The following is a 19180-nucleotide window of genomic DNA, read 5'->3' as shown; positions in this document are numbered from 1 at the left end:
TCTTCTGCGATCACGCGGCTTTTCGTCTTGATTGCGTTTACGCTTTTCTGCGCCCCGGCCATGGCCGACGCCGAAATCCACAAGGGCAGCCCTGGCGCCTGGATCGACCGGATCGAGCTTCCGAAGGCGGACCCGCATCTCGACAGCCGGATCAAAAGCGGCATCTCCAATCTTGTCTCGGAATATCAGATCCGGCAGCATCCTGGTGGCATCGAGGCCTTCGACCACTATGCCTACAGGATCGTCGATCGCACCGGGCTCGAGCGCGGCGCCGCCATAAATTTCGAGTTCGACCCGGCGACGTCGCAGGTCACGATGAACTGGCTGAACATCATCCGCGACGGCGTGGTCATCGACCGGCTGCCCGGAGCCACTTTCGATGTGTTCCGGCGCGAAAAGGATGCGGAGAAGGGCCTGTTCGACGGCTGGCTCACCGCTTACGTGAATGTCGACGATGTCCGTGTCGGCGACATCATCGACTATGGCAAGACGACCGTCAGGACACCGATCGTCGGCGCCGATCTGTTTTTCCACTCGGTCGCCATGGCCTGGGGCGAGCCCATTGCGCTCATCCGCGAGAAGGTCGTCTGGCCGGCAAACCAGCCCTTGAACATCCGCCAGATCCGCACCGACATCCAGCCGGATGTCAAAACCGACGGCGCCTCGAAAACCTATACCTGGCAAAGCATCAACCCTGCCCCGGTCAAGCCCGAGGAAAACCTGCCGGCGGATTTCCTGACCTATCCGACGATCCAGATTTCATCGACAGCCAAATGGCAGGACGTTGTCGACGCGATGTTGCCCTACTATCGGCTCGACCAGGAATTGCCGGCCGCTTTCGCGTCGAAGCTCGATGACATTGCCGCCAGATACGCCAGGCCGGAAGACCGGATGATCGAGGCAATGCGGCTGGTCCAGGACACCATTCGCTATGTAAGCCTGTCGATGGGCCGCGGCTCTTACATTCCCCGCAGCCCCGGCACCGTGATCGCCTCAGGCTTCGGCGACTGCAAGGACAAGGCCCTGCTTCTTGCCTCCAGCCTGCGCCGGCTCGGCGTTCAGGCCGATCCAGCCCTGACCGATCTCGACGACGGACTGGCGCTTGGCGACATGCTGCCGACAATCCGCGCCTTCGACCACGTCATCGTCAAGGCATCGATCAAAAGCCAGACCTACTGGATCGATGCGACCAATTATCTGCAGGGCGGCCGGGCCGAAAACCTTGTTCCGCCCGACTATGGCTTTGCCTTGCCGATTGTCGCCGGCAAAGCGCAGATGGAGAGGATGGAACGCAAGGAGCTTTTCCAGCCGACCACCTTCGTCAGCGAGGCGTTCGACTTTCCCAAACTCAAGGGCGAGGCGCTCAAGCTGACGGTCAGCACGACCTATCGGGACGCCGATGCCGACAGCATGCGCTACAGGCTGGTTTCGCAATCGGCCACCAAGCTCGCCGACGACTATCTCCAGTACTACAACCGGCAATATCCCGGAATGACCAGCCTGGCACCTTTGTCGACACATGACGATCGCGACGGCAACGTCGTCACCACGGTCGAATCCTATGAGCTGCCTGCCGAGGACCTCGACGCCGATGATCTCGTCAAGAACTTCCCACTGAAAGCGGATGTCGGCATCAGCAATCTGCCGGAGCCGGACATGGTTGGCCGGGCCGGGCCGATCTGGCTCGGCAGCCCGATTTTCAAGCGCCATCAGTGCATCGTCCGGAACTTGAAGGCGGCGTTTGTCGGCCCCGAAAAGTCCGACGACGTGATCACGCCCTATGTCGCCTTCAAGGCGCGCTGGTCGAGCACGCCGACCGAATTCCAGGTCGACTGGTTTCTCAAGATGATCGGCGATCGGGTCCCCGCCAAGGATATCGGTTCGTATCTCAGGTCGCGCAGGAAGATGAGCGACAACGCCTCATGGAGCTACAATTTCGGCTATACCGAAACCGAGGCGAACTGAGCCCGCTAGCCAGAGACCGCACAGCGTAAATTTCGGCAGCCATATGGCCGGACGGCCTTGGCTGTTGTCCGTACAGGCCCATTCTTTCACATCCCCAAATACTTCATTTCGGAATTCGTCATTCATTCGCGGAACGGGCAGACATATCCATGTCCCGTGACCAACGGCACTCAGTCTCAAATCCATCAAGGATGATGGGCGCTCGTTTGGTCCTCTCGTGAGGCGGCGACCACCTTGGCTTCGTCTCAACGAAACAAGGTCGCATGACCAACGAAAGGTTTCAAACATGTCTATGTCAAAATGGGCCGCCACAGCCGCGGCCATTGGCTTTTTCTCGGTTGCCACCTCCGCACTTGCCAGCGACGCTGACGTTTATGGTCCCGACATCACTCTGTCGGAGGCCAAGCAGGTTGCCGCCGGCGCTGTCAAGGAATGCGCGGTCAACAAGTGGCTCATGGCCATCGCCGTCGTCGATACGCACGGCGCCCTAGTCTACTACGAAAAGGCAGATAACACCGAGGTGGCGAGCGCCCAGATCGCCTTGGACAAAGCAGCTTCGGCAGCCCTCTACAAGCGTCCGACACGCGACTTCTTCGATGTCACCGCCAAGATGGGTCCGTTCATGCTGAACATGGATCACGTCATCGCGGCGCCTGGCGGCATTCCGGTCATGAAGGACGGCAAGATCATCGGTGCGATCTCGGCGAGTGGCGGCACGGGCGCGCAGGACGAGCAGTGCGCCAAGGCCGGCCTTGCCGGCCTTTGATCCTCTTCAGCGACGGCTCCGGACGGAACCGCCGTACTCCAAAGGAACCATTGAAATGATGAAATTCGAATCGCTGGGCAGCCGTCTTGCCGCGGCCGCCGCACTCGCCGTTGCGCTTGCATTGCCTTCGCTCGCAGACGCCGCCGAGCTTTACAGCGGAAGCAATTCCGATGTCCGCACGATTCTTTACTACAAGGCTTCGACGGCCGCGCTCTCCAAGTACCTGCCAGCAGGCTGGGAGCTCAGCCCGTTTACATCAGCTCCTTCCGCCGGCGCCAACCTCCAGGTTGAATTTGTGGACCAGCTTTATGCGGTGGATCCCAAGGGCACCGTCGGGGCTCCGTACCGTTACGTGCTTTTCGGCATCCCTGTTCACAAGACGGGAAGCAGCGAGAGCGTGCTGATGTTGTTCGATGGCCTTTCGCGCGGTGGTGCCGGTCCCTACGGCATTGCCGAAACATCCAACGACGACGTCAATCGTGGGGTTCATTACAGCTCGGGCCCGACGACGGTCAACGAGACCTGGAACTTCGAAGGTGGCGGCGAGAAGATTTCACTGCAAACAGAATTCGAACGTGGCCCGGTGACCCTGGAGAAGGGCGACAGTCACGTCTACTCGCAGCTCAAGCCAGAATTCTCGCGCATCTATCGCTACAATGAGGCGGCCGACGTTGTGAAGTCCGGTGACGCCAACCATCTGCACAGCCTGTCCTTGAAGGCCGAAGGTGGAAAGTTGACCGCGATGTTCGACGGCAGCGAGAGCCTTGTCTCGGTCGTATCGTTGCCGGTCTATTCCCGCGACATTTTTGTTCCGCAATCCTGAGTTCCGCTTTCTTAGGAGGGCGGCGGCCACCCAATGGGTTGCCGCTGCCCTCTAGGATTCTGCCGCGCCTGTGGCCTTTTCGGTGCAGGCGGATATTGGCGCGGACCTGTTCTGCTTCATGAACGTTATAAGGGCAGCAAGGGCTGCAGGAATCTGTCGGCGGCTGGGATAGTACAAGTAGATCCCGGAGATCTGGGAAGCCCACCCATCGAGGACAGTCACGACGCGCCCCGATCGCAGCTCATCCTGCAGAAGAACAGTTGGCACCAGGCCGATTCCGGCGCCTCCGGCAATCGCGCTGGCAACCGCACGGAGATCGTTGGCCACGACGTGCGTGCCGGTGACTGGTTCGGCCTTCTCGGCCCCCTTGTGCAGGGTCCAGGGTCGAATTGTGCCGTCCCACGGGGATCGAAGGCGAACGCACCAGTGATCGACGAGCGCGCTGGGCGCGCTGGGCTCGCCGTGAGCCAGCAGGTAGTCTTTCGCAGCAAAGAGAACTTCGTTGAAGGGATCGGCGATCCGAACGGCGATCATGTCCTTCTCGATGCGTTCTCCGACCTGAATGCCGGCGTCGATGCGGTGTTCCACCAGATCAAGATGAAGATCATCGACGATGATTTCGAGTTCAATTTCGGGGTGCTTTGTAAGGAAGCGGCCGATAAGAGGGGCTATCAGAACGGTTGTTGCCGTCCGTGAACCTAGAATTCTCAGTCTTCCACCCGTAGCGCTACGGAACTTGTTCAATCCATCGAGGACACTGTCCAGCCCGCTCAATATCGGGCCTATGTTGGCAAGAAGCTCTTCGCCCGCCTCGGTCAACGACACGCTACGGGTGGTTCGTGTGAGCAGTCTCACGCCGAGCTTCTCTTCCAGACCCCTCAGCGTTTGGCTGAAACTGGGCAGCGACACCCCCAGTGCTGCGGCGGCCCTGGTAAAATTCAATTGCCGAGCAACCTCCGCGAAGGCGATGAGCTCCCGCAATTCTGGCTTGTGCATTTGTCCCCCTCGCTTGAGTCCGGCCCTCGATTGACGGTTCGGCACGCACTCAAGCTTCAAATTTCCCGACCGCAGGCCGAGTCTCCCGCCAAGGGCGCGCTTCGGAATAGCGAGGCTGAGCATAGCATTGTTCAGCCGGTCCAAAGGGGCCATTCCGCAATCGATAATTCTCATTGTTCATACGTTCAGTTACCCCCTGTCGCGAGACGAAAGGCGCTCGGGCAACTCCAGGTCGGCGCCTGACCGCAACCAAGGAGTTTCCGATGAAGACGAAATTGCTGGTTTCCGCTGCTGTGATCAGTCTGGCACTTAATCTTGCGCCAGCGTTCGCCCAGGAGGGCACGTGGCGGATGGGAACACCGATGCCACAGCCTCAGAGCGAGAATTCCAGCGCTGTGGTGGGCAACCAGTGGTTCGTCATTGGCGGCATCGACGTGCCGGAGGTCATGCCCGTTGGCACGGTTGTGATGTATGACGAAAATACGAAGACCTGGTCGCAGAGAGCGGCAATGCCTGAGCCGGCTCATCATACCGCAACTGTGGCTTACGACGGCAAAGTCTACGTGTTCGGTGGATTCGTCGGAAAGCCGGGCACCAAGGAATGGCAACCGACCGCGGATGCTTTTGTATACGAACCGAAGACCGACAGCTGGTCCAAGCTTCCGCCTATGCCAACGGCCCGTGGAGCGGCGGCGGCTGTGGTACTCGACGGAAAAATCTACGTCGTCGGCGGCGCGCATGCCCATGAGGATGGCCGCGACATGAAGGAGCCCCTTTGGGCTGGTGTTCCCAACATCGTCGGCAGGACTGTCGAGGTCTACGACCCCGCCTCCGGCATCTGGGCAAGCCGGGCTCCGATGCAGACCGGCCGCAATCATTTTCTCGCCGCCGCTGTTGGTGGGAAGATTTATGCGATTGACGGTCGAATTGGTCTGCCCTTCGTAACCAAGAGCGACGTCACCGATCTGGTCGAGGAATACGATCCAAAATCCGATTCCTGGACCTACAAGGGCCGTTCCCCCACACCGCGGGGCGGGGTGTCGGGCGGTGCCTATGGTTGGAAGATCTATGTGACGGGTGGCGAGTACCAGGACGCAGCGGGCAAGCGCACATTCTGGGCGCTTGAGGCCTACGATCCCGCGACCGACACGTGGCAGACTCTGCCGCATATGCAGATTGCCCGCCACGGCTTCGTAGCCGGTTTCATTGGCAGCGAGTTCCACGTAGCCGGTGGCTCCTTCCAGTCCGACGGCATGCCGGGAATCAATGCCCAGATGAACACCCACGAGTTCTACACCGTACCCAAGTAGTTCAATAAGGCGGCGTAAACCTCTGGCGGCATTTCAGATCGCGGTGAGGACCAGCCAAAGCAATTCCACGAAAGGTGTGAAACGGTTTTCCGTCCGGAATTGCGTCAAAACAAAACACCTATTCCGCAGCACCCCTGAAGGCGCTGGCGCCGGTCTCGAACTGCAGCTTGGCCAGCCTGGCATAGATGCCGCCCTTGGCGACCAGGCTCTGATGCGTGCCTTCCTCGACGATGCGGCCGCCATCCATGACCAGGATCCGGTCGGCCTTCAGCACCGTCGCCAGCCGGTGGGCGATGACGATGGTGGTGCGGCCCTGCATCAGCCGTTCCAGCGCCATCTGCACCAGCGTCTCGCTTTCGGCGTCGAGTGCCGAGGTGGCTTCGTCGAGCAGCAGGATCGGCGCGTCGCGCAGGATGGCGCGGGCGATCGCCACACGCTGGCGCTGGCCGCCGGACAGCGTCACGCCGCGCTCGCCGACCTGGCTGTCATAGCCATTCTCGAGCTTGAGGATGAATTCGTCGGCCAGCGCATCCTTCGCCGCTGTCTCGATCTCGGCATTGCCTGCACCCGGTCGGCCAAAGCCGATATTGTCGCGCGCGCTTGCCGCGAAGATGGTGACGTCCTGCGGCACGATGGCGATGCGCTCGCGCACCGAGACGGGATCGGCCTCGCGCACGTCGACGCCATCGATCAGGATCTTGCCGGTTTCGGGATCATAGAAACGCAGGATCAGCGAAAAGACCGTGCTCTTGCCGGCTCCAGAGGGGCCGACGATGGCCACCGTCTCGCCGGGCATGACCTGAAAACTCAAGCCGTGGACGGCGGCACGGTCGGGCCTCGCTGGATAGGAGAAGGAGACGTCGTCGAAGACGATCGCGCCCTTGGCGACCGCCGGCAACGGCTTCGGATCGGACGGCGCCTGGATCGCCGGTTTCTCGGCCAGGATCTCGGTCAGCCGCTCGGCCGCACCTGCCGCCTGGGCAAGTTCGCCCCAGACTTCCGACAGCGCGCCGAGCGCGCCGGCGGCGAACACCGAATAGAGCAGGAACTGGCCAAGCGTGCCCGGCGATATCGTGCCGTCGAGGACGTCGCGCGAGCCGAACCAGAGCACCGCGACGACGGACGAGAAAATGGTGAAAATGGCAAAGAAGGTGAGAAAGGAGCGCGCGAAGATCGAGGAGCGCGCCGCCTCGAAGGCAACCTCCACCGCGCCCGAAAAGCGTCCGGTGACCAGTTTCTCGTTGGTGAAGGCCTGCAGCGTGCGTACCGCGCCGATCTGCTCGCTGGCATAGGCTGTGGCATCGGCAAGCGTGTCCTGCGCCTGCCTTGACTTGCGTCGCACCGAGCGGCCGAAGGCGACCAGCGGCAGCACGATGATTGGAATGGCGGCGATGACCAGCCCCGACAGTTTCGGGCTGGTGATGACCATCATCCCCACCGCGCCGAGGCCGAGGATGACGTTGCGCAGCGCGACCGAAGCCGTGGCGCCTACCGCCGATTTGACCTGCGTGGTGTCGGCGGCGAGCCGCGACACGATCTCGCCCGACTGGGCGGTGTCGAAGAAGGCAGGCGACAGCGTCGTCACATGGGCAAAGACATCGCGCCTGATATCGGCGACGACGCGCTCACCAAGCGTGATGACGAAATAATAGCGGCTGGCCGATGCCGCCGCCAGCACGGCGGCCATCGCCACCAATGCGGCAAAGTACTCGGCGATGAATGTGGTGCTGGACGACGAGAAACCATGGTCGATCATGCGCCGCACGGCCAGTGGCAGCGCCAATGTCGTTGCCGCCGCGATGGCCAGCGAGATAAGGGCGCCGACGACCAGCGTGCGATATCCAGTGATATAGGGGAACAGGCGCCTGAGCGGCTTGAGCGAGCGTCGGCGCTCGTCTGCGCTGCTTGATTGCACCATCTCGGTGTTTCCTCTAGCCGCTTCAGCTTCATGCGCCTCAATATGCGCTTGCCGCGGCCTTGTGATTCAATTCCGCCTGATGTATAGGCACGCCGACCGTTTTAGAAGCCGTGGCTCCTCAATAGCTGCGGCTTCGAGTTTTAAAAAGAGGCGCATCGACGCAGGCTTACGCCCGTCAGCCGCGCCGGCAAGCCAGGAACCGAACCATGAAGAGCGCTATTCATCCCGACTACCACACCATCAAGGTCGTCATGACCGACGGCACCGAATACACGACCCGTTCGACCTGGGGCAAGGAAGGCGATACGATGAACCTCGATATCGACCCGACCACGCACCCGGCCTGGACCGGCGGCCAGCAGACCCTGCTCGACCGCGGCGGCCGTCTGTCGAAGTTCAAGAAGCGTTTCGAAGGTTTCGGCCTCTAAGCCCACTTCGGCATCGCCGCAGAATCAAAAACCCGCCTTCGAGGCGGGTTTTTTGTTCAACGAATGGTGGCACGAACAAAGTCACCCTTGATGACAACCGAGGGCTTGGCACCGGCGGTACTGGCAAGCGAGCTGTCGACTAAGGACGCCGTCGCGGTGACCGAATAGCTGATCGCAACCCCCTGGCCGAAGGACAGCGTGGCGTCCAGTGCCTTGCCGGTGATGGCGATGTTTTCGTCCTGCCTGATGCTGTCAAAGGCGAGATTGGCTTTCAGCGCGTCACCTTTGAGGTCGACGGTCGAGGCATGCCCGTCCAGCGAAACATCGGCCGCCTTGCTGGTTATGGCGATGGTGGAGAAATTCCCCGCCATGTTGGCCTGCAGCGCCGCCTGATCGATCGACACCGAACTTTCGGGCTGAATGTTGGCATTGATCTCGACCCTGCAGTCGGAGGGATCCGGCCATGAGGAGGAGGCAACGTCGATACGCAATGTCGAGGCCTCCAGCCTCATGTCGCTGGCAAGGCTGCAGTCATTGGCGAACCAGCTCGAATACCAGCGCGCGAACCAGCCTTCGCGGCGGCTGCCGATCGTCGCCTGGTAAGGCGCCGAGGCCGAAGTGGTGAGCCTGACGGAACTGGCTTCGCCGGATATGATGACGGCGTTCACGCCGGCGAGATCGAGTGTCTTGCCGGCATCCCCGCTTGCCGGTGACGCAAGCACGACGCTGCCGAAAGACAGCAGGCCAAGAATTGCGGATTTCATTGATATCTCCGATCATGTGTGGCGGTCCCGCCTGGACCGTGGCGCTGTCGGAATGACCCGGGGCGTCGATATCCGCGACCTCGATCGCGATCCGGGACGACCGTGAACGCAATCCAGGTCATTGTCGGTCGCTGCCAGCCCTGGAACCACGCTTGCGATCATGATCTTCATTCCCTTGCCGTTCGTCGTTGCCCTGCTGCTCGTCATCCTGCTTGTGCAGATGATCCGCCGAAACGAGGCCGATCTGCGCGAGCACATCGCCTTCATGCTGCTGATGGCCGCCTATGCCTTGCAGTCGGTGCTGATCGGCATCCGCTGGGGTTATGATGTCAGGGCAATGATGCCGGTCCAGTCGGTGCTGGCGACGCTGATCGCACCGCTTGCCTGGATCGCCTTCAGCGGCTTGACGAAGGAACGATCGGAGCATCGCCTGGCACGGCTGTGGCCGCATCTGCTGCCGGCCTGCCTGGTTGCCTTGCTGCTGATCTTCTGGCGCGAGCCGGTTGGGCCGGTGATCATCCTTGTGTTCCTGTCATATGGGTTCGCGCTTCTTTGGCTTGCACTGGCTGGCCCCGATGTCCTTGTCGAATCGCGCCTCGACGGCGTCTTGCGGTCCTACCGATCGCTGTGGGTGACGGCGCTGGCGCTCCTCGCGTCACCGATCACCGACATCATCATCAGTTTCGACATGCAATGGACCGGCGGTGCTCATTCCGGCGCGGTGATTGCCGGCGGCAACGTGCTGGCGCTGCTGCTGCTTGGGGGTGCTGCCGCCGTCGCCAGCGAAACCGCCGCACCGGACGAAGACGAGGAAGAAGAGCCTCAGCTGCAAACCGCACCACGGGCAACCAGCGAAGACTCCGCGATCGCGGCGGCGGTCGACGCGCTGATGCAGTCGAAGGAACTCTACAAGGATGTCGATCTCAACCTTGGGCGCATCGCCAGGCGGCTCGGCCTGCCAGCACGGCAAGTGTCGTCGGCGATCAATCGCATCCACGGATCGAGCGTGTCGCAATATGTCAACAACCAGCGGATCGACGAGGCGCGCCGCCTGCTGGCGACGACGGACGAACCGATCACCCGCATCATGTTCGACGCCGGTTTCCTCAGCAAATCGAACTTCAACCGCGAGTTCCTGCGCATCACCGGCCTGAGCCCGAAGGCATGGCGGCTTGAGCACCAGCCGCCAGGCGGTGCGATGTCGGTCACATCCTTGTCGGCCACATCCTTACCAGCCACATCCTTACCAGCCACATCTTTGCCGGCCACATCTTTGCCGGCCACATCTTTGCCGGCCACATCTTTGCCGGAGGGTGGAAAATGAACACGCGCATTGCCACTCAGTCTCCGGTCAGTTCCCGCAGCGCCATGCGCTTGTAGGCGGCGACCAGCCTGTCGCCTTCCTGCCGGTCGACCGAGATCGCCAGCCGCATCGCGGCCTCGCCCATCTGCCAGATGAGAAATGCGGTCGTCTCCAGGGAGACCGGGTCGGCACCGGGACGCAATCGCTTCAGCACCGCTACAAGGAATTCAGCGTTGGCCCGGCTGTCGGCGAGTTCGAGTTGGCGCAGCGCCTTGTCGGCCTGCGTGCCCGACCAGATGTCGCGCATCACCGGCTCGGCCAGGAACAGCCGATAATAGATGTCGACCAACTTCGAGAAAGCCCGCCGCAGGCCTTCGGCATCGCTGACATCCTTGAGTTCGGCCGAGATGCAGGCCTGGCTTTCGGCGGTGTAGCGCTCGGCCAACGCCCAGATGATCGCCCGCTTGTCGGGAAAGAACTGGTAGAGCGAGCCGATCGATACCCCTGCCCGTTCGGCGACTTCGCCCATGCGCATGGCATCGCTGCCTTGCTCGGTGATCAGTGCCGAGGCTGCGGCCAGCATGCGCTCGACCCGCTCGCGACTGCGTTGCTGGCTTGGCGCCCGCCGTGGCGAAGCCATCTGCTCATTGGCCGGCGTGCCTTCCATGGACTGTCTCCAACAAACGCATCGGCAAATCGCCGAGGAAATGGCTTGACTCGCAAAATACGAGGGTTTATCACGTTTTGCAAATGTGAGGATTACTCATGTTTTGTAACAGAGGAAAACCACCATGACCAACACCAAACCAATCCTGATTCTCGGCGGCACCGGCAAGACCGGCCGCCGTCTCGCCGAGCGGCTGACCGCGCGCGGCATTCCGGTACGGATCGGTTCCCGTTCCGCCGCGCCGCGTTTCGACTGGGAAGCTCCCGCAAGCTGGGCTCCTGCACTCGAGGGCGTCAGCGCGGTGTACATCAGCTACTATCCCGACATCGCAGTGCCGGGCGCCGCCGAAGTGATTGGTGCATTCGCCCGCCTTGCCGTGCGGCATGGCGTTCGCCGGCTGGTGCTTTTGTCGGGCCGCGGCGAGCACGAGGCGCAGCGCGCCGAAGAGATGCTGAAGACTTCCGGGGCCGACTGGACGATCCTGCGCTGCGCCTGGTTCTCGCAGAATTTCAGCGAAGGCTTTCTCGTCGAGCCGCTGCTGGCGGGCGAGGTCGCACTGCCGGTCGGACCGGTCGGCGAACCCTTTGTCGATGTCGACGACATCGCCGACGCCGCCGAAGCGGTGCTGACCCAGCCCGGTCATCTCGGCCAGCTCTATGAGCTCACGGGGCCGCGGCTGTTGAGCTTCGCCGACGCGGTCGCTGAGATTGACAAGGCGGCAGGACGCGACATCCGCTTTGTCAGAATTTCGCATGACGAGTTCACGGCCGCTGTCACGTCGCATGAACTGCCACCCGAAATCGTCTGGCTGCTCGATGAGCTGTTCACCCAGGTGCTCGACGGCCGCAACGAGTCGCTCACCGACGGCGTACAGCGCGTGCTTGGCCGTGCGCCGAAAGACTTTTCCGCCTACGCAACCGAAACCGCCGCAACCGGCATCTGGAGCAACTGAAATGACCAAGCTTGTTCCCGCCCTCACCATCATCGCCGCAATCGGCTCGGGCGTCGTCGGCGGCGTGTTCTTCGCCTTTTCCAACTTCGTCATGGCAGCACTTGCCCGCCTGCCCGTCCCGAGCGGCATCGCGGCGATGAATTCGATCAATATCACGGTGATCACGCCGACTTTCATGACGGCGCTCTTCGGCACCGGACTGCTCTGTCTGGTGCTTATCGCCGCCGCCATCATGGGCTGGAGCCAGTCCGGCTCTTACTGGCTGCTTGCCGGCGCGGTGGTCTACCTGATCGGCAACCCGATTGTGACCATGGTCTTCAACGTGCCGCTCAACGACGCGCTTGCCGCCGTCGACCCGGCCAGCAGCAACGGCGCCGCCGTGTGGGCGAACCACCTGAGCCAATGGGTGATGTGGAACCACGTCCGTACCATCACCGCCATCGTGGCGATGGCCTGCTTTATCTTCGCATTGCTCTAAGGAGGCCTTCCGAAACGCAAAGGACTCCGCTCAGGCGGGGTCTTTTTGCGTGTGCCCCTTTGACGTGTGGCCCTTGCGGTCGGAATGACCGAGATCGCGATCCGGGTCGATCACGTCACGCACCAGCTGCTTGAGCTTTGCCGCGTCCGGAAAGCCGCCATCGCGCTTGCGGTCCCAGACCAGCACGTCATTACAGGAGATGGTGAAGATGCCGCCGGTGCCGGGCACCAGCGTGACTTCGCCGAGATCGGTGCCGAAGGTGGAGAGCAGCTCCTGCGCCATCCAGCCGGCGCGCAGCAACCACTGGCACTGCGTGCAATAGGTGATGCGGATGGTGGGCAACGGCTTCTCGCTCATATCGGATTGAGCTCTGCTCATATCCTGGCCGATCACGCCGCGCTGAGCTTGGCCAGCGTCTCGTCGTCGACCTCGAAGTTGGCGTAGACGCTTTGCACGTCATCGTCGTCCTCGAGCGTGGCGACCAGCTTCATCAGTGATTGTGCCCGCTCCTCGTCGACCGGAACATTGTTCTGTGGCCGCCAGATCAGCTTCACCGATTCTGCCTCGCCGAGCGAGGCTTCCAGTGCCTTCGACACCTCGCCGAGATTCTCGAAGGCGCAATAGATCGTGTGGCCTTCCTCGTCGCTTTCCACGTCGTCGGCGCCGGCTTCGATCGCCGCTTCCATGACCTTGTCGGCGCTGCCGGCCGAGGCCGGATAATAGATTTCGCCAACACGGTCCCACATGAAGGACACCGAGCCGGTTTCGCCCATCGCGCCGCCGGCCTTGGTGAAGGCCGCGCGGACATTCGACGCCGAGCGGTTGCGGTTGTCTGTCAAGGCCTCGACGATGACGGCGACGCCACCTGGACCATAGCCTTCGTAGCGCACCGCCTCGTAGTTTTCGGCGTCGCCCATCGACGCCTTGTTGATGGCGCGCTGAATGTTGTCCTTCGGCATCGACACCGCCTTGGCGTTCTGGATCGCCAGTCGCAGGCGTGGATTCATCGATGGGTCGGGCGTACCGCTCTTGGCGGCCACGGTGATTTCGCGCGCCAGCTTGGAAAACATTTTCGACCGCACCGCGTCCTGACGGCCCTTGCGGTGCATGATGTTCTTGAACTGTGAATGGCCAGCCATGGCACCCCTGTCGTCTTCTCGGCTAGAGCATCCTGCAGCAAGGTGGATCACCTCGCCTTTGCATAAATGCTCGAATTCAAAATCTCAGAGCGTCCCAGGTGCAACCCGCGGAAGCACGGCGTTCTCTGTCGGAATGGCCGGCTTATAGATAAATCGGCTCAATTCGTCCAGCCGCGCCGCATGAGGGACGCCACGACACAAGCTGCTGCAATCGCTTACGCCTCCAGATCCGACTTCAGCCGGTCGATGATGCTGAGCGCATGGCCGGCATACTGGCTGATCCAGCGGTCGTGGATCTGCTTGATCGGCAGTGAATTGAGGTGGTTCCAGCGCTCGCGTCCGTCACGGCGCGCGACGATCAGCTCCGCCTCCTCCAGCACCTTGAGATGCAGCATGACGGTGCAGCGGTCGATGTCGGGAAAGGCATCGCACAGCATGCCGGTGGTCTTCGGCTCGTCCTTCAGCTGATCGAGCATTTCGCGCCGGCGCGGATGTGCCAGCGCCTTGAAAACATTGTCGTCCTGGGCTTGGCTTGACATGTTATATTTATATAACATATCGTTGGGTCGATCAAGCAAGGAGCTGTGGATATGTCTCTTGGATTCAGGGTTTCCGGCCGCATCGGCAGGCCGGTCGCCGAAGTTTTCGACGCCGTCGTCAATCCGAAGAAGCTGAGCGGCTATTTCACCACCATCGGCGGCGCCAGCGCGCCGCTGGAAGCCGGCGCTGGCGTTGTCTGGTGGGGCAAGGTGCCGGTCGAGGTCGATGAAGTGGTCAAGGACAGCCGCATCGTGCTGCGCTGGGACGCCACCGATGCCGCAAGCCGGCCTACAAGACCCGCATCGAGATGAATTTCGAGCCACTCGACGATGGCGGCACCTTCGTCACCATCGCCGAAAGCGGCTGGCAGGAAGGCGCGGTCGGCTTGAAGAAATCCTACCTCAACTGCGAGGGCTGGTCGCAGATGCTGGCCTGCATGAAGGCCTATGTCGAATACGGCATCAATCTGCGCGACGGCTATTACCGCAGCGAGATGAAGGGCGAACCTGCCAACGAGTCCAACATTTGAGCGTTCCCATGGAGATCCACGAAACCCCAACAGCCGAAGCCGGCATGCTGATCCGGCGGCCGGTCGCCGAAGTGTTCGGGGCTATTGTCGATCCGGCCATCACCACCAAATTCTGGTTCACCCACGGCAGCGACCGACTGGACAGCGGCAAGGAAATTCGCTGGGAATGGCGCATGTACGGTGTCTCGACGACAGTCCGTGTCAGCGAGATCGTCAGGAACGAAAAGATCGTCATGCAGTGGAGCGATCCGCCGACCACGGTGGTCTGGACCTTCACCGAAATGCCTGGCGATGCGACCTTCTCGAGGTCCGGAACTTCGGCTTTGCCGGCACGGCCGATGAACAGGTCACAGAAGCGATCGGCTCAACCGGTGGCTTCACGCTCGTGCTGGCCGGCGCCAAGGCCTGGCTGGAACAGGGCCTGACGCTGGGCCTGATCGGTGACCGCCACCCGAAGGGTGTGCCAGGGCGTTAGATGCCCCGGCGGGCCAGCCTCAGTGCCCGTCGCCTGACTTCGCCTTCTTGCGCCGCCGCGCCAGCATGTTGAGCCCCTCGACCAGGGCCGAAAAACCCATCGCGGCGTAGATGTAGCCCTTGGGCACATGGTAGCCCATGCCGTCGGCAATCAGCGTCATGCCGATCATCAGCAGGAAGCCCAGCGCCAGCATGACGATACTGGGGTTCTTGGCGATGAAGTTGGCCAGCGGCCCGGCCGCCAGCATCATCACGGTGACGGCCACGATCACGGCGATGTACATGATGGCGATCTCGTCGGTCATGCCGACGGCGGTGATGATGGAATCGATCGAGAAGACGAGGTCCAGCAACAGAATCTGGAAGATCGCGCCGGCGAGGCTGATCTGCAGCGTCCCGCCCAGCATCGTGTCCTGATGATCGTCGGGATCGACCGTGTGGTGGATCTCCTTGGTTGCCTTCCAGACCAGGAACAGGCCGCCGGCGATCAGGATCAGGTCGCGCCAGGAGAAGCCGTGGCCGAAGGCGGTGAAGACCGGCGTCGTCAGCTGGACGATAGTCGAGATGGTGGCGAGCAGCACCAGCCGCATGACCAGCGCCGCCGAAATGCCGAGCCGGCGGGCGCGAGCCCGCTGCGCTTCCGGCAGTTTGTTGGTCAGGATCGAGATGAAGATCAGATTGTCGATGCCGAGCACAATCTCGAGCACCACCAGCGTCAGCAAGGCGACCCATGCGGTTGGATCGGAAACGAATTGAAAATGCGGCGCAAGAAATTCGATAAGCTGCATGGAGGTCGTTGTCCCCTCTTTTAACGATCTGAAGCAGTTGTCGTCGGCAGTTAGGTACTGCGTGCGCCTATATCAATGTCACGACCAGAAGGATGGAGCCGTTTCTTCAAGCCTCGGCCCGCGACGAAACGGCGCGATCTTCTCGGTCAGTCCGGTGCGGTCGGAAATATTGACACCAACCCCACATAATGTCGCCGGTCCGGTCGCTGCCTCGAAGCGCCCTTTCGGCACTTTCGACAGGAACCGGTTGAGCGGTTCCTCCTTGTCCATGCCGAGCGAGGAATCGTAGTCGCCGCACATGCCGGCATCGGATAGATAGCCGGTGCCACCATTGAGGATCTGGTGGTCGGCGGTCGGCTGGTGGGTGTGGGTGCCGACAACGAGGCTGGCGCGGCCATCGACGAAATGCGCGAAGCACATCTTTTCCGAGGTCGCCTCGGCGTGGAAGTCGATGACCACCGCATCCGCCTGCTCGCCGAGCGGACAGGCGGCAAGCTCGCGCTCGCCAGCCTGGAACGGATCGTCGAGCTCGGGATGCATGAACACGCGGCCCATGATGTTGGCGACCAGCACGCGCGCGCCGCTCCTGGCGATGTAGACGCCGGAGCCGCGCCCCGGCGTGCCCTTGGGAAAATTCGACGGGCGCAGGAAGCGCTCTTCGCGCGGCGCGAAGGCGAGTGCATCGCGCTGGTCCCAGACATGGTTGCCGGTGGTGACGACATCGGCGCCGGCCGCGATCGTCTCGCGAAAGATCTCTTCGGTGATGCCGAAGCCGCCGGCGGCATTCTCGCCGTTGACGATGACGAAATCGAGTTTGAAATCCGAGATCAGGCCAGGCAGTTGCTCCCACACTGCCGTGCGTCCCGTTTTTCCAACCATGTCACCGAGGAAGAGAAGTCTCATATGATCCCGCACCAAAAGTCAGCGAAGCAAAAGCTGCATGACGTCTGCGAAAAGATCATGCGTCCATTGTGCTTATCTACAATTGTGGCGCGAAGCGACGCAACCCGCTCTCGGTGAGTATTTCCGGGATGATGACATCGTGGTTCTCATCCGGCACCAGCGCCACCTCCTGGCAGTCGAAGGCTATGCCGACCAGCCGTGGCGGCAACCCCTTGTCGATCAGCTTGGCGATGGCGCGGTCATAATAGCCCGCGCCGTAGCCAATGCGGTGGCCACGCGCGTCGAACGCGGCGAGTGGCACCAGCATCACCGCGGGATCGAGCACCTCGGCCTCTTCATGCGGGCCGACGGTGCCGAACCCCATCTCGACCATCGGCGCGCCGCGCACCAGTTCGCGAAAGACGATGGTGGTCTTGTCGAGGATCGCCGGCAGGCAGAGCCGCGCTCCCTGCTCGCGCAAGGCGAACATCAGCGGCCGGACGTCGACCTCCGAGCGCATCGGCCAAAAGCCGGAGACGATCTGGCCCGGTTCGATCGCGAGGTGATCGCGCGCCGTCTCGGCCATTTCAAGCGCGATTTCCACGCGCCAGAATTCATCGAGCGCATCGCGGCGTCCAAGCGCTTCGCGCCGCAGCTGTTTTTTCAGGTCTTTGAGAGATGTCATGCGCGGACGATAGAAAAGGCCGGATCGGGATGGCGTTTTGGGAGCGACGTTTTCTACCGCATCATCCACCGCAATGCATGGATGCGCTGCAAGAAGCGACGATCCACACAACCGGTGGAGAGAGCGATCCCGGGAACCTACAAAGTAGGTGGGCGCCGTGTGAGAAAACCCACGGGTCTTCCCAGGGACAGCTCCCTAAGGATCGTTAAGGCCCCGGGGAAAATGTTCTCCTGCCGGGAAGCACAGACCGTCCTCCCCAATATAGGCCGCTCATCGGTCAAGCGCCAGTGACGCAGGCGGTCTCGGTGGCTTTATTCGCCACCCGCGTCGCGCCCTTGCACAGGCTGACCGGCGTCCTTACGCTCATGGCGTGAACCAAGGAGCAAAAATGCGTTTCGAAGGCACGGCGGCCTATGTCGCCGACAAGGATCTGATGGTGGCCGTCAACGCGGCGATCGCGCTGGAGCGGCCTTTGCTGGTCAAGGGCGAGCCCGGCACCGGCAAGACCGAACTTGCCCGCCAGGTGGCATCAGCGCTCGGCGTCGATCTCATCGAATGGCACGTCAAATCGACGACGAGGGCGCAACAGGGTCTCTACGAGTATGACGCCGTCTCCCGCCTGCGTGACAGCCAGCTCGGCGATATCAGGTTCAACGACATCAAGAACTACATCAAGCGCGGCAAGCTGTGGGAGGCGTTCGCGGCGGGCAGGAAGGTCGTGCTTTTGATCGACGAGATCGACAAGGCCGACATCGAGTTTCCCAACGACCTGCTGCAGGAACTCGATCGAATGGAGTTCTTCGTCTACGAAACCGGCGAGACCATCCGCGCCGCCGTCCGGCCGATCGTCATCATCACCTCCAACAATGAGAAAGAACTGCCGGACGCCTTCCTGCGCCGCTGCTTCTTCCACTACATCCGCTTTCCCGACGTCGACACGCTGCACAGAATCGTCGACGTGCACTATCCCGGCATCAAGCAGAACCTGGTGCGCGCGGCCCTCACCCAGTTCTACGAGATCCGCGAGGTGCCGGGCCTTAAGAAGAAGCCGTCAACCTCCGAGGCGCTCGACTGGATCCGCCTGCTGGTCGCCGACGACATCGCGCCCGAGGATTTGCGCGCCGACCCGAAGAACGCGCTGCCCAAGCTGCATGGCGCCCTGCTGAAGAACGAACAGGACGTGCATCTGTTCGAGCGGCTGGCCTTCATGGCCAGAAGGCAGCAATAGCCAGGCAGCAATAGCGCTTTCCCCGGCTGTGGACCGTTGCTGCCGGCCGGACAGGAAGGCAGCTTCGGCCAAAACCTTTCGGAGGAGATGAAATGTCTGAGATTGTTGTCCGCCCGCTCGCGCAGTCCGACCACGCTGACTGGAAACGCCTGTGGACCGACTATCTGACCTTCTATGAGACCAAACTGCCGGAAGAGGTCTACGCCATCACCTGGAAGCGGCTGTTCACCGCTGGCGAATTCGAGCCGAAGGGCTTTATCGCCACCCTCGATGGCAAGGCGGTCGGCCTCACCCACTATCTCTACCACCGCTCAGGCTGGTCGGAGAAAAACAACTGCTACCTGCAGGACCTGTTCGCTGATCCGGACGTGCGTGGCAAGGGCATTGGTGCTGCGCTGATCAAGGCGGTGAAGGACGCGGCGGAAAAAATCGGCGTCAAGAACGTCTACTGGATGACGCACGAGACCAACACCACGGCCCGCAAGCTCTACGACCACGTCGCTCGCCGCACCGGCTTCATCGAGTATGATCTGCTGTAGATAGAA

Annotated in this window: 20 protein-coding genes, 1 other RNA gene and 2 pseudogenes; 12 read left to right on the top strand and 11 right to left on the bottom strand. The window is 61.7% G+C overall.

Going from position 1 to position 19180, the window contains the following annotated elements; genetic code table 11:
• Nucleotides 1-60: 60 nt before the first annotated feature.
• The 3 genes from DBIPINDM_RS19880 (at nt 61) to DBIPINDM_RS19870 (ending at nt 3554) form a co-directional block, all read left to right on the top strand.
• On the top strand, nt 61-1965 hold the full coding sequence (locus DBIPINDM_RS19880) for a DUF3857 domain-containing protein (RefSeq protein ID WP_258588816.1): 1905 nt from the start codon (nt 61-63) through the stop codon (nt 1963-1965).
• A gap of 286 nt (nt 1966-2251) precedes the next feature.
• Nucleotides 2252-2731 carry a GlcG/HbpS family heme-binding protein gene (locus DBIPINDM_RS19875; protein WP_258588815.1) on the top strand — a complete coding sequence of 160 codons (480 nt, stop codon included), beginning with the start codon at nt 2252-2254 and terminating at the stop codon, nt 2729-2731.
• Nucleotides 2732-2786: 55 nt separating this feature from the next.
• Complete coding sequence (locus tag DBIPINDM_RS19870) at nt 2787-3554, top strand: hypothetical protein (protein ID WP_258588814.1); 768 nt, start codon at nt 2787-2789, stop codon at nt 3552-3554.
• A gap of 51 nt (nt 3555-3605) precedes the next feature.
• Here DBIPINDM_RS19870 and DBIPINDM_RS19865 read toward each other — a convergent pair whose 3' ends face one another.
• Nucleotides 3606-4550: a LysR substrate-binding domain-containing protein gene (locus DBIPINDM_RS19865; RefSeq protein WP_258588813.1), complete on the bottom strand. Its 945-nt coding sequence runs from the start codon at nt 4548-4550 to the stop codon at nt 3606-3608.
• Nucleotides 4551-4813: 263 nt separating this feature from the next.
• On the opposite strand from DBIPINDM_RS19865, the gene DBIPINDM_RS19860 reads away from it, so the two are divergent.
• Nucleotides 4814-5860: a Kelch repeat-containing protein gene (locus DBIPINDM_RS19860; RefSeq protein ID WP_258588812.1), complete on the top strand. Its 1047-nt coding sequence runs from the start codon at nt 4814-4816 to the stop codon at nt 5858-5860.
• 118 nt (nt 5861-5978) lie between these two features.
• Here the strand turns inward: DBIPINDM_RS19860 and DBIPINDM_RS19855 are convergent, their stop codons facing one another.
• Nucleotides 5979-7778, bottom strand: a complete 1800-nt coding sequence (locus tag DBIPINDM_RS19855) for an ABC transporter transmembrane domain-containing protein (protein ID WP_258588811.1) — start codon at nt 7776-7778, stop codon at nt 5979-5981.
• Between the two features lie 206 nt (nt 7779-7984).
• Between DBIPINDM_RS19855 and rpmE the strand changes: the two genes are divergently transcribed.
• Complete coding sequence (gene rpmE, locus DBIPINDM_RS19850; protein WP_010912060.1) at nt 7985-8206, top strand: 50S ribosomal protein L31; 222 nt, start codon at nt 7985-7987, stop codon at nt 8204-8206.
• 56 nt (nt 8207-8262) lie between these two features.
• Here the strand turns inward: rpmE and DBIPINDM_RS19845 are convergent, their stop codons facing one another.
• Entirely contained in the window at nt 8263-8970 is a 708-nt protein-coding gene (locus DBIPINDM_RS19845) for a hypothetical protein (RefSeq protein WP_258588810.1), read from the bottom strand.
• Nucleotides 8971-9130: 160 nt separating this feature from the next.
• Here DBIPINDM_RS19845 and DBIPINDM_RS19840 point away from each other — a divergent pair, with 160 nt between their 5' ends.
• A complete protein-coding gene (locus DBIPINDM_RS19840; RefSeq protein ID WP_258588809.1) occupies nt 9131-10294 on the top strand; it encodes a helix-turn-helix domain-containing protein in 1164 nt (387 codons plus the stop codon).
• Nucleotides 10295-10310: 16 nt separating this feature from the next.
• Here the strand turns inward: DBIPINDM_RS19840 and DBIPINDM_RS19835 are convergent, their stop codons facing one another.
• Nucleotides 10311-10940, bottom strand: a complete 630-nt coding sequence (locus DBIPINDM_RS19835) for a TetR/AcrR family transcriptional regulator (protein ID WP_258588808.1) — start codon at nt 10938-10940, stop codon at nt 10311-10313.
• A gap of 124 nt (nt 10941-11064) precedes the next feature.
• Between DBIPINDM_RS19835 and DBIPINDM_RS19830 the strand changes: the two genes are divergently transcribed.
• Nucleotides 11065-11892 (top strand): NAD(P)H-binding protein, encoded by an 828-nt coding sequence (locus DBIPINDM_RS19830; RefSeq protein ID WP_258588807.1) that lies wholly within the window; start codon nt 11065-11067, stop codon nt 11890-11892.
• Nucleotide 11893: 1 nt separating this feature from the next.
• Nucleotides 11894-12370, top strand: a complete 477-nt coding sequence (locus DBIPINDM_RS19825) for a DUF1772 domain-containing protein (RefSeq protein WP_258588806.1) — start codon at nt 11894-11896, stop codon at nt 12368-12370.
• A 30-nt stretch (nt 12371-12400) separates the two neighbouring features.
• On the opposite strand, the gene DBIPINDM_RS19820 is transcribed toward DBIPINDM_RS19825, so the two are convergent.
• The 3 genes from DBIPINDM_RS19820 to DBIPINDM_RS19810 all read right to left on the bottom strand — a co-directional run bounded on the left by DBIPINDM_RS19820 (nt 12401) and on the right by DBIPINDM_RS19810 (nt 14048).
• A complete protein-coding gene (locus DBIPINDM_RS19820) occupies nt 12401-12727 on the bottom strand; it encodes a SelT/SelW/SelH family protein (protein ID WP_258588805.1) in 327 nt (108 codons plus the stop codon).
• A 32-nt stretch (nt 12728-12759) separates the two neighbouring features.
• Nucleotides 12760-13509, bottom strand: coding sequence for a YebC/PmpR family DNA-binding transcriptional regulator (locus tag DBIPINDM_RS19815; RefSeq protein WP_258588804.1), 750 nt, complete (start codon nt 13507-13509; stop codon nt 12760-12762).
• A gap of 215 nt (nt 13510-13724) precedes the next feature.
• Entirely contained in the window at nt 13725-14048 is a 324-nt protein-coding gene (locus tag DBIPINDM_RS19810; protein ID WP_258588803.1) for an ArsR/SmtB family transcription factor, read from the bottom strand.
• A gap of 51 nt (nt 14049-14099) precedes the next feature.
• Between DBIPINDM_RS19810 and DBIPINDM_RS19805 the strand changes: the two are divergent.
• Nucleotides 14100-14578 (top strand): annotated as a pseudogene (locus DBIPINDM_RS19805) (SRPBCC domain-containing protein).
• 8 nt (nt 14579-14586) lie between these two features.
• Nucleotides 14587-15053, top strand: a pseudogene (locus DBIPINDM_RS19800) (SRPBCC family protein).
• A gap of 19 nt (nt 15054-15072) precedes the next feature.
• Here the strand turns inward: DBIPINDM_RS19800 and DBIPINDM_RS19795 are convergent.
• The 4 genes from DBIPINDM_RS19795 to ssrS form a co-directional block, all read right to left on the bottom strand.
• The gene (locus tag DBIPINDM_RS19795; RefSeq protein WP_258588802.1) at nt 15073-15840 is read right to left on the bottom strand and encodes a TerC family protein; all 768 of its coding nucleotides are present in this window, start codon (nt 15838-15840) and stop codon (nt 15073-15075) included.
• A 78-nt stretch (nt 15841-15918) separates the two neighbouring features.
• On the bottom strand, nt 15919-16743 hold the full coding sequence (locus tag DBIPINDM_RS19790; RefSeq protein WP_019861780.1) for a TIGR00282 family metallophosphoesterase: 825 nt from the start codon (nt 16741-16743) through the stop codon (nt 15919-15921).
• A 76-nt stretch (nt 16744-16819) separates the two neighbouring features.
• Nucleotides 16820-17407: a 5-formyltetrahydrofolate cyclo-ligase gene (locus tag DBIPINDM_RS19785; protein ID WP_258588801.1), complete on the bottom strand. Its 588-nt coding sequence runs from the start codon at nt 17405-17407 to the stop codon at nt 16820-16822.
• Nucleotides 17408-17503: 96 nt separating this feature from the next.
• Nucleotides 17504-17659: non-coding RNA, 6S RNA (gene ssrS, locus DBIPINDM_RS19780), on the bottom strand.
• Nucleotides 17660-17795: 136 nt separating this feature from the next.
• Between ssrS and DBIPINDM_RS19775 the strand changes: the two genes are divergently transcribed.
• Nucleotides 17796-18635 carry an AAA family ATPase gene (locus DBIPINDM_RS19775; protein WP_258588800.1) on the top strand — a complete coding sequence of 280 codons (840 nt, stop codon included), beginning with the start codon at nt 17796-17798 and terminating at the stop codon, nt 18633-18635.
• A 92-nt stretch (nt 18636-18727) separates the two neighbouring features.
• Nucleotides 18728-19174 (top strand): GNAT family N-acetyltransferase, encoded by a 447-nt coding sequence (locus DBIPINDM_RS19770; protein ID WP_258588799.1) that lies wholly within the window; start codon nt 18728-18730, stop codon nt 19172-19174.
• The last annotated feature ends 6 nt before the right edge of the window (nt 19175-19180 follow it).

This window comes from Mesorhizobium sp. AR02 (assembly GCF_024746835.1).
Classification (GTDB): domain Bacteria; phylum Pseudomonadota; class Alphaproteobacteria; order Rhizobiales; family Rhizobiaceae; genus Mesorhizobium.
Note: the sequence above shows the minus strand (reverse complement) of the source record. Positions and strands in the feature narration are given on the sequence as shown.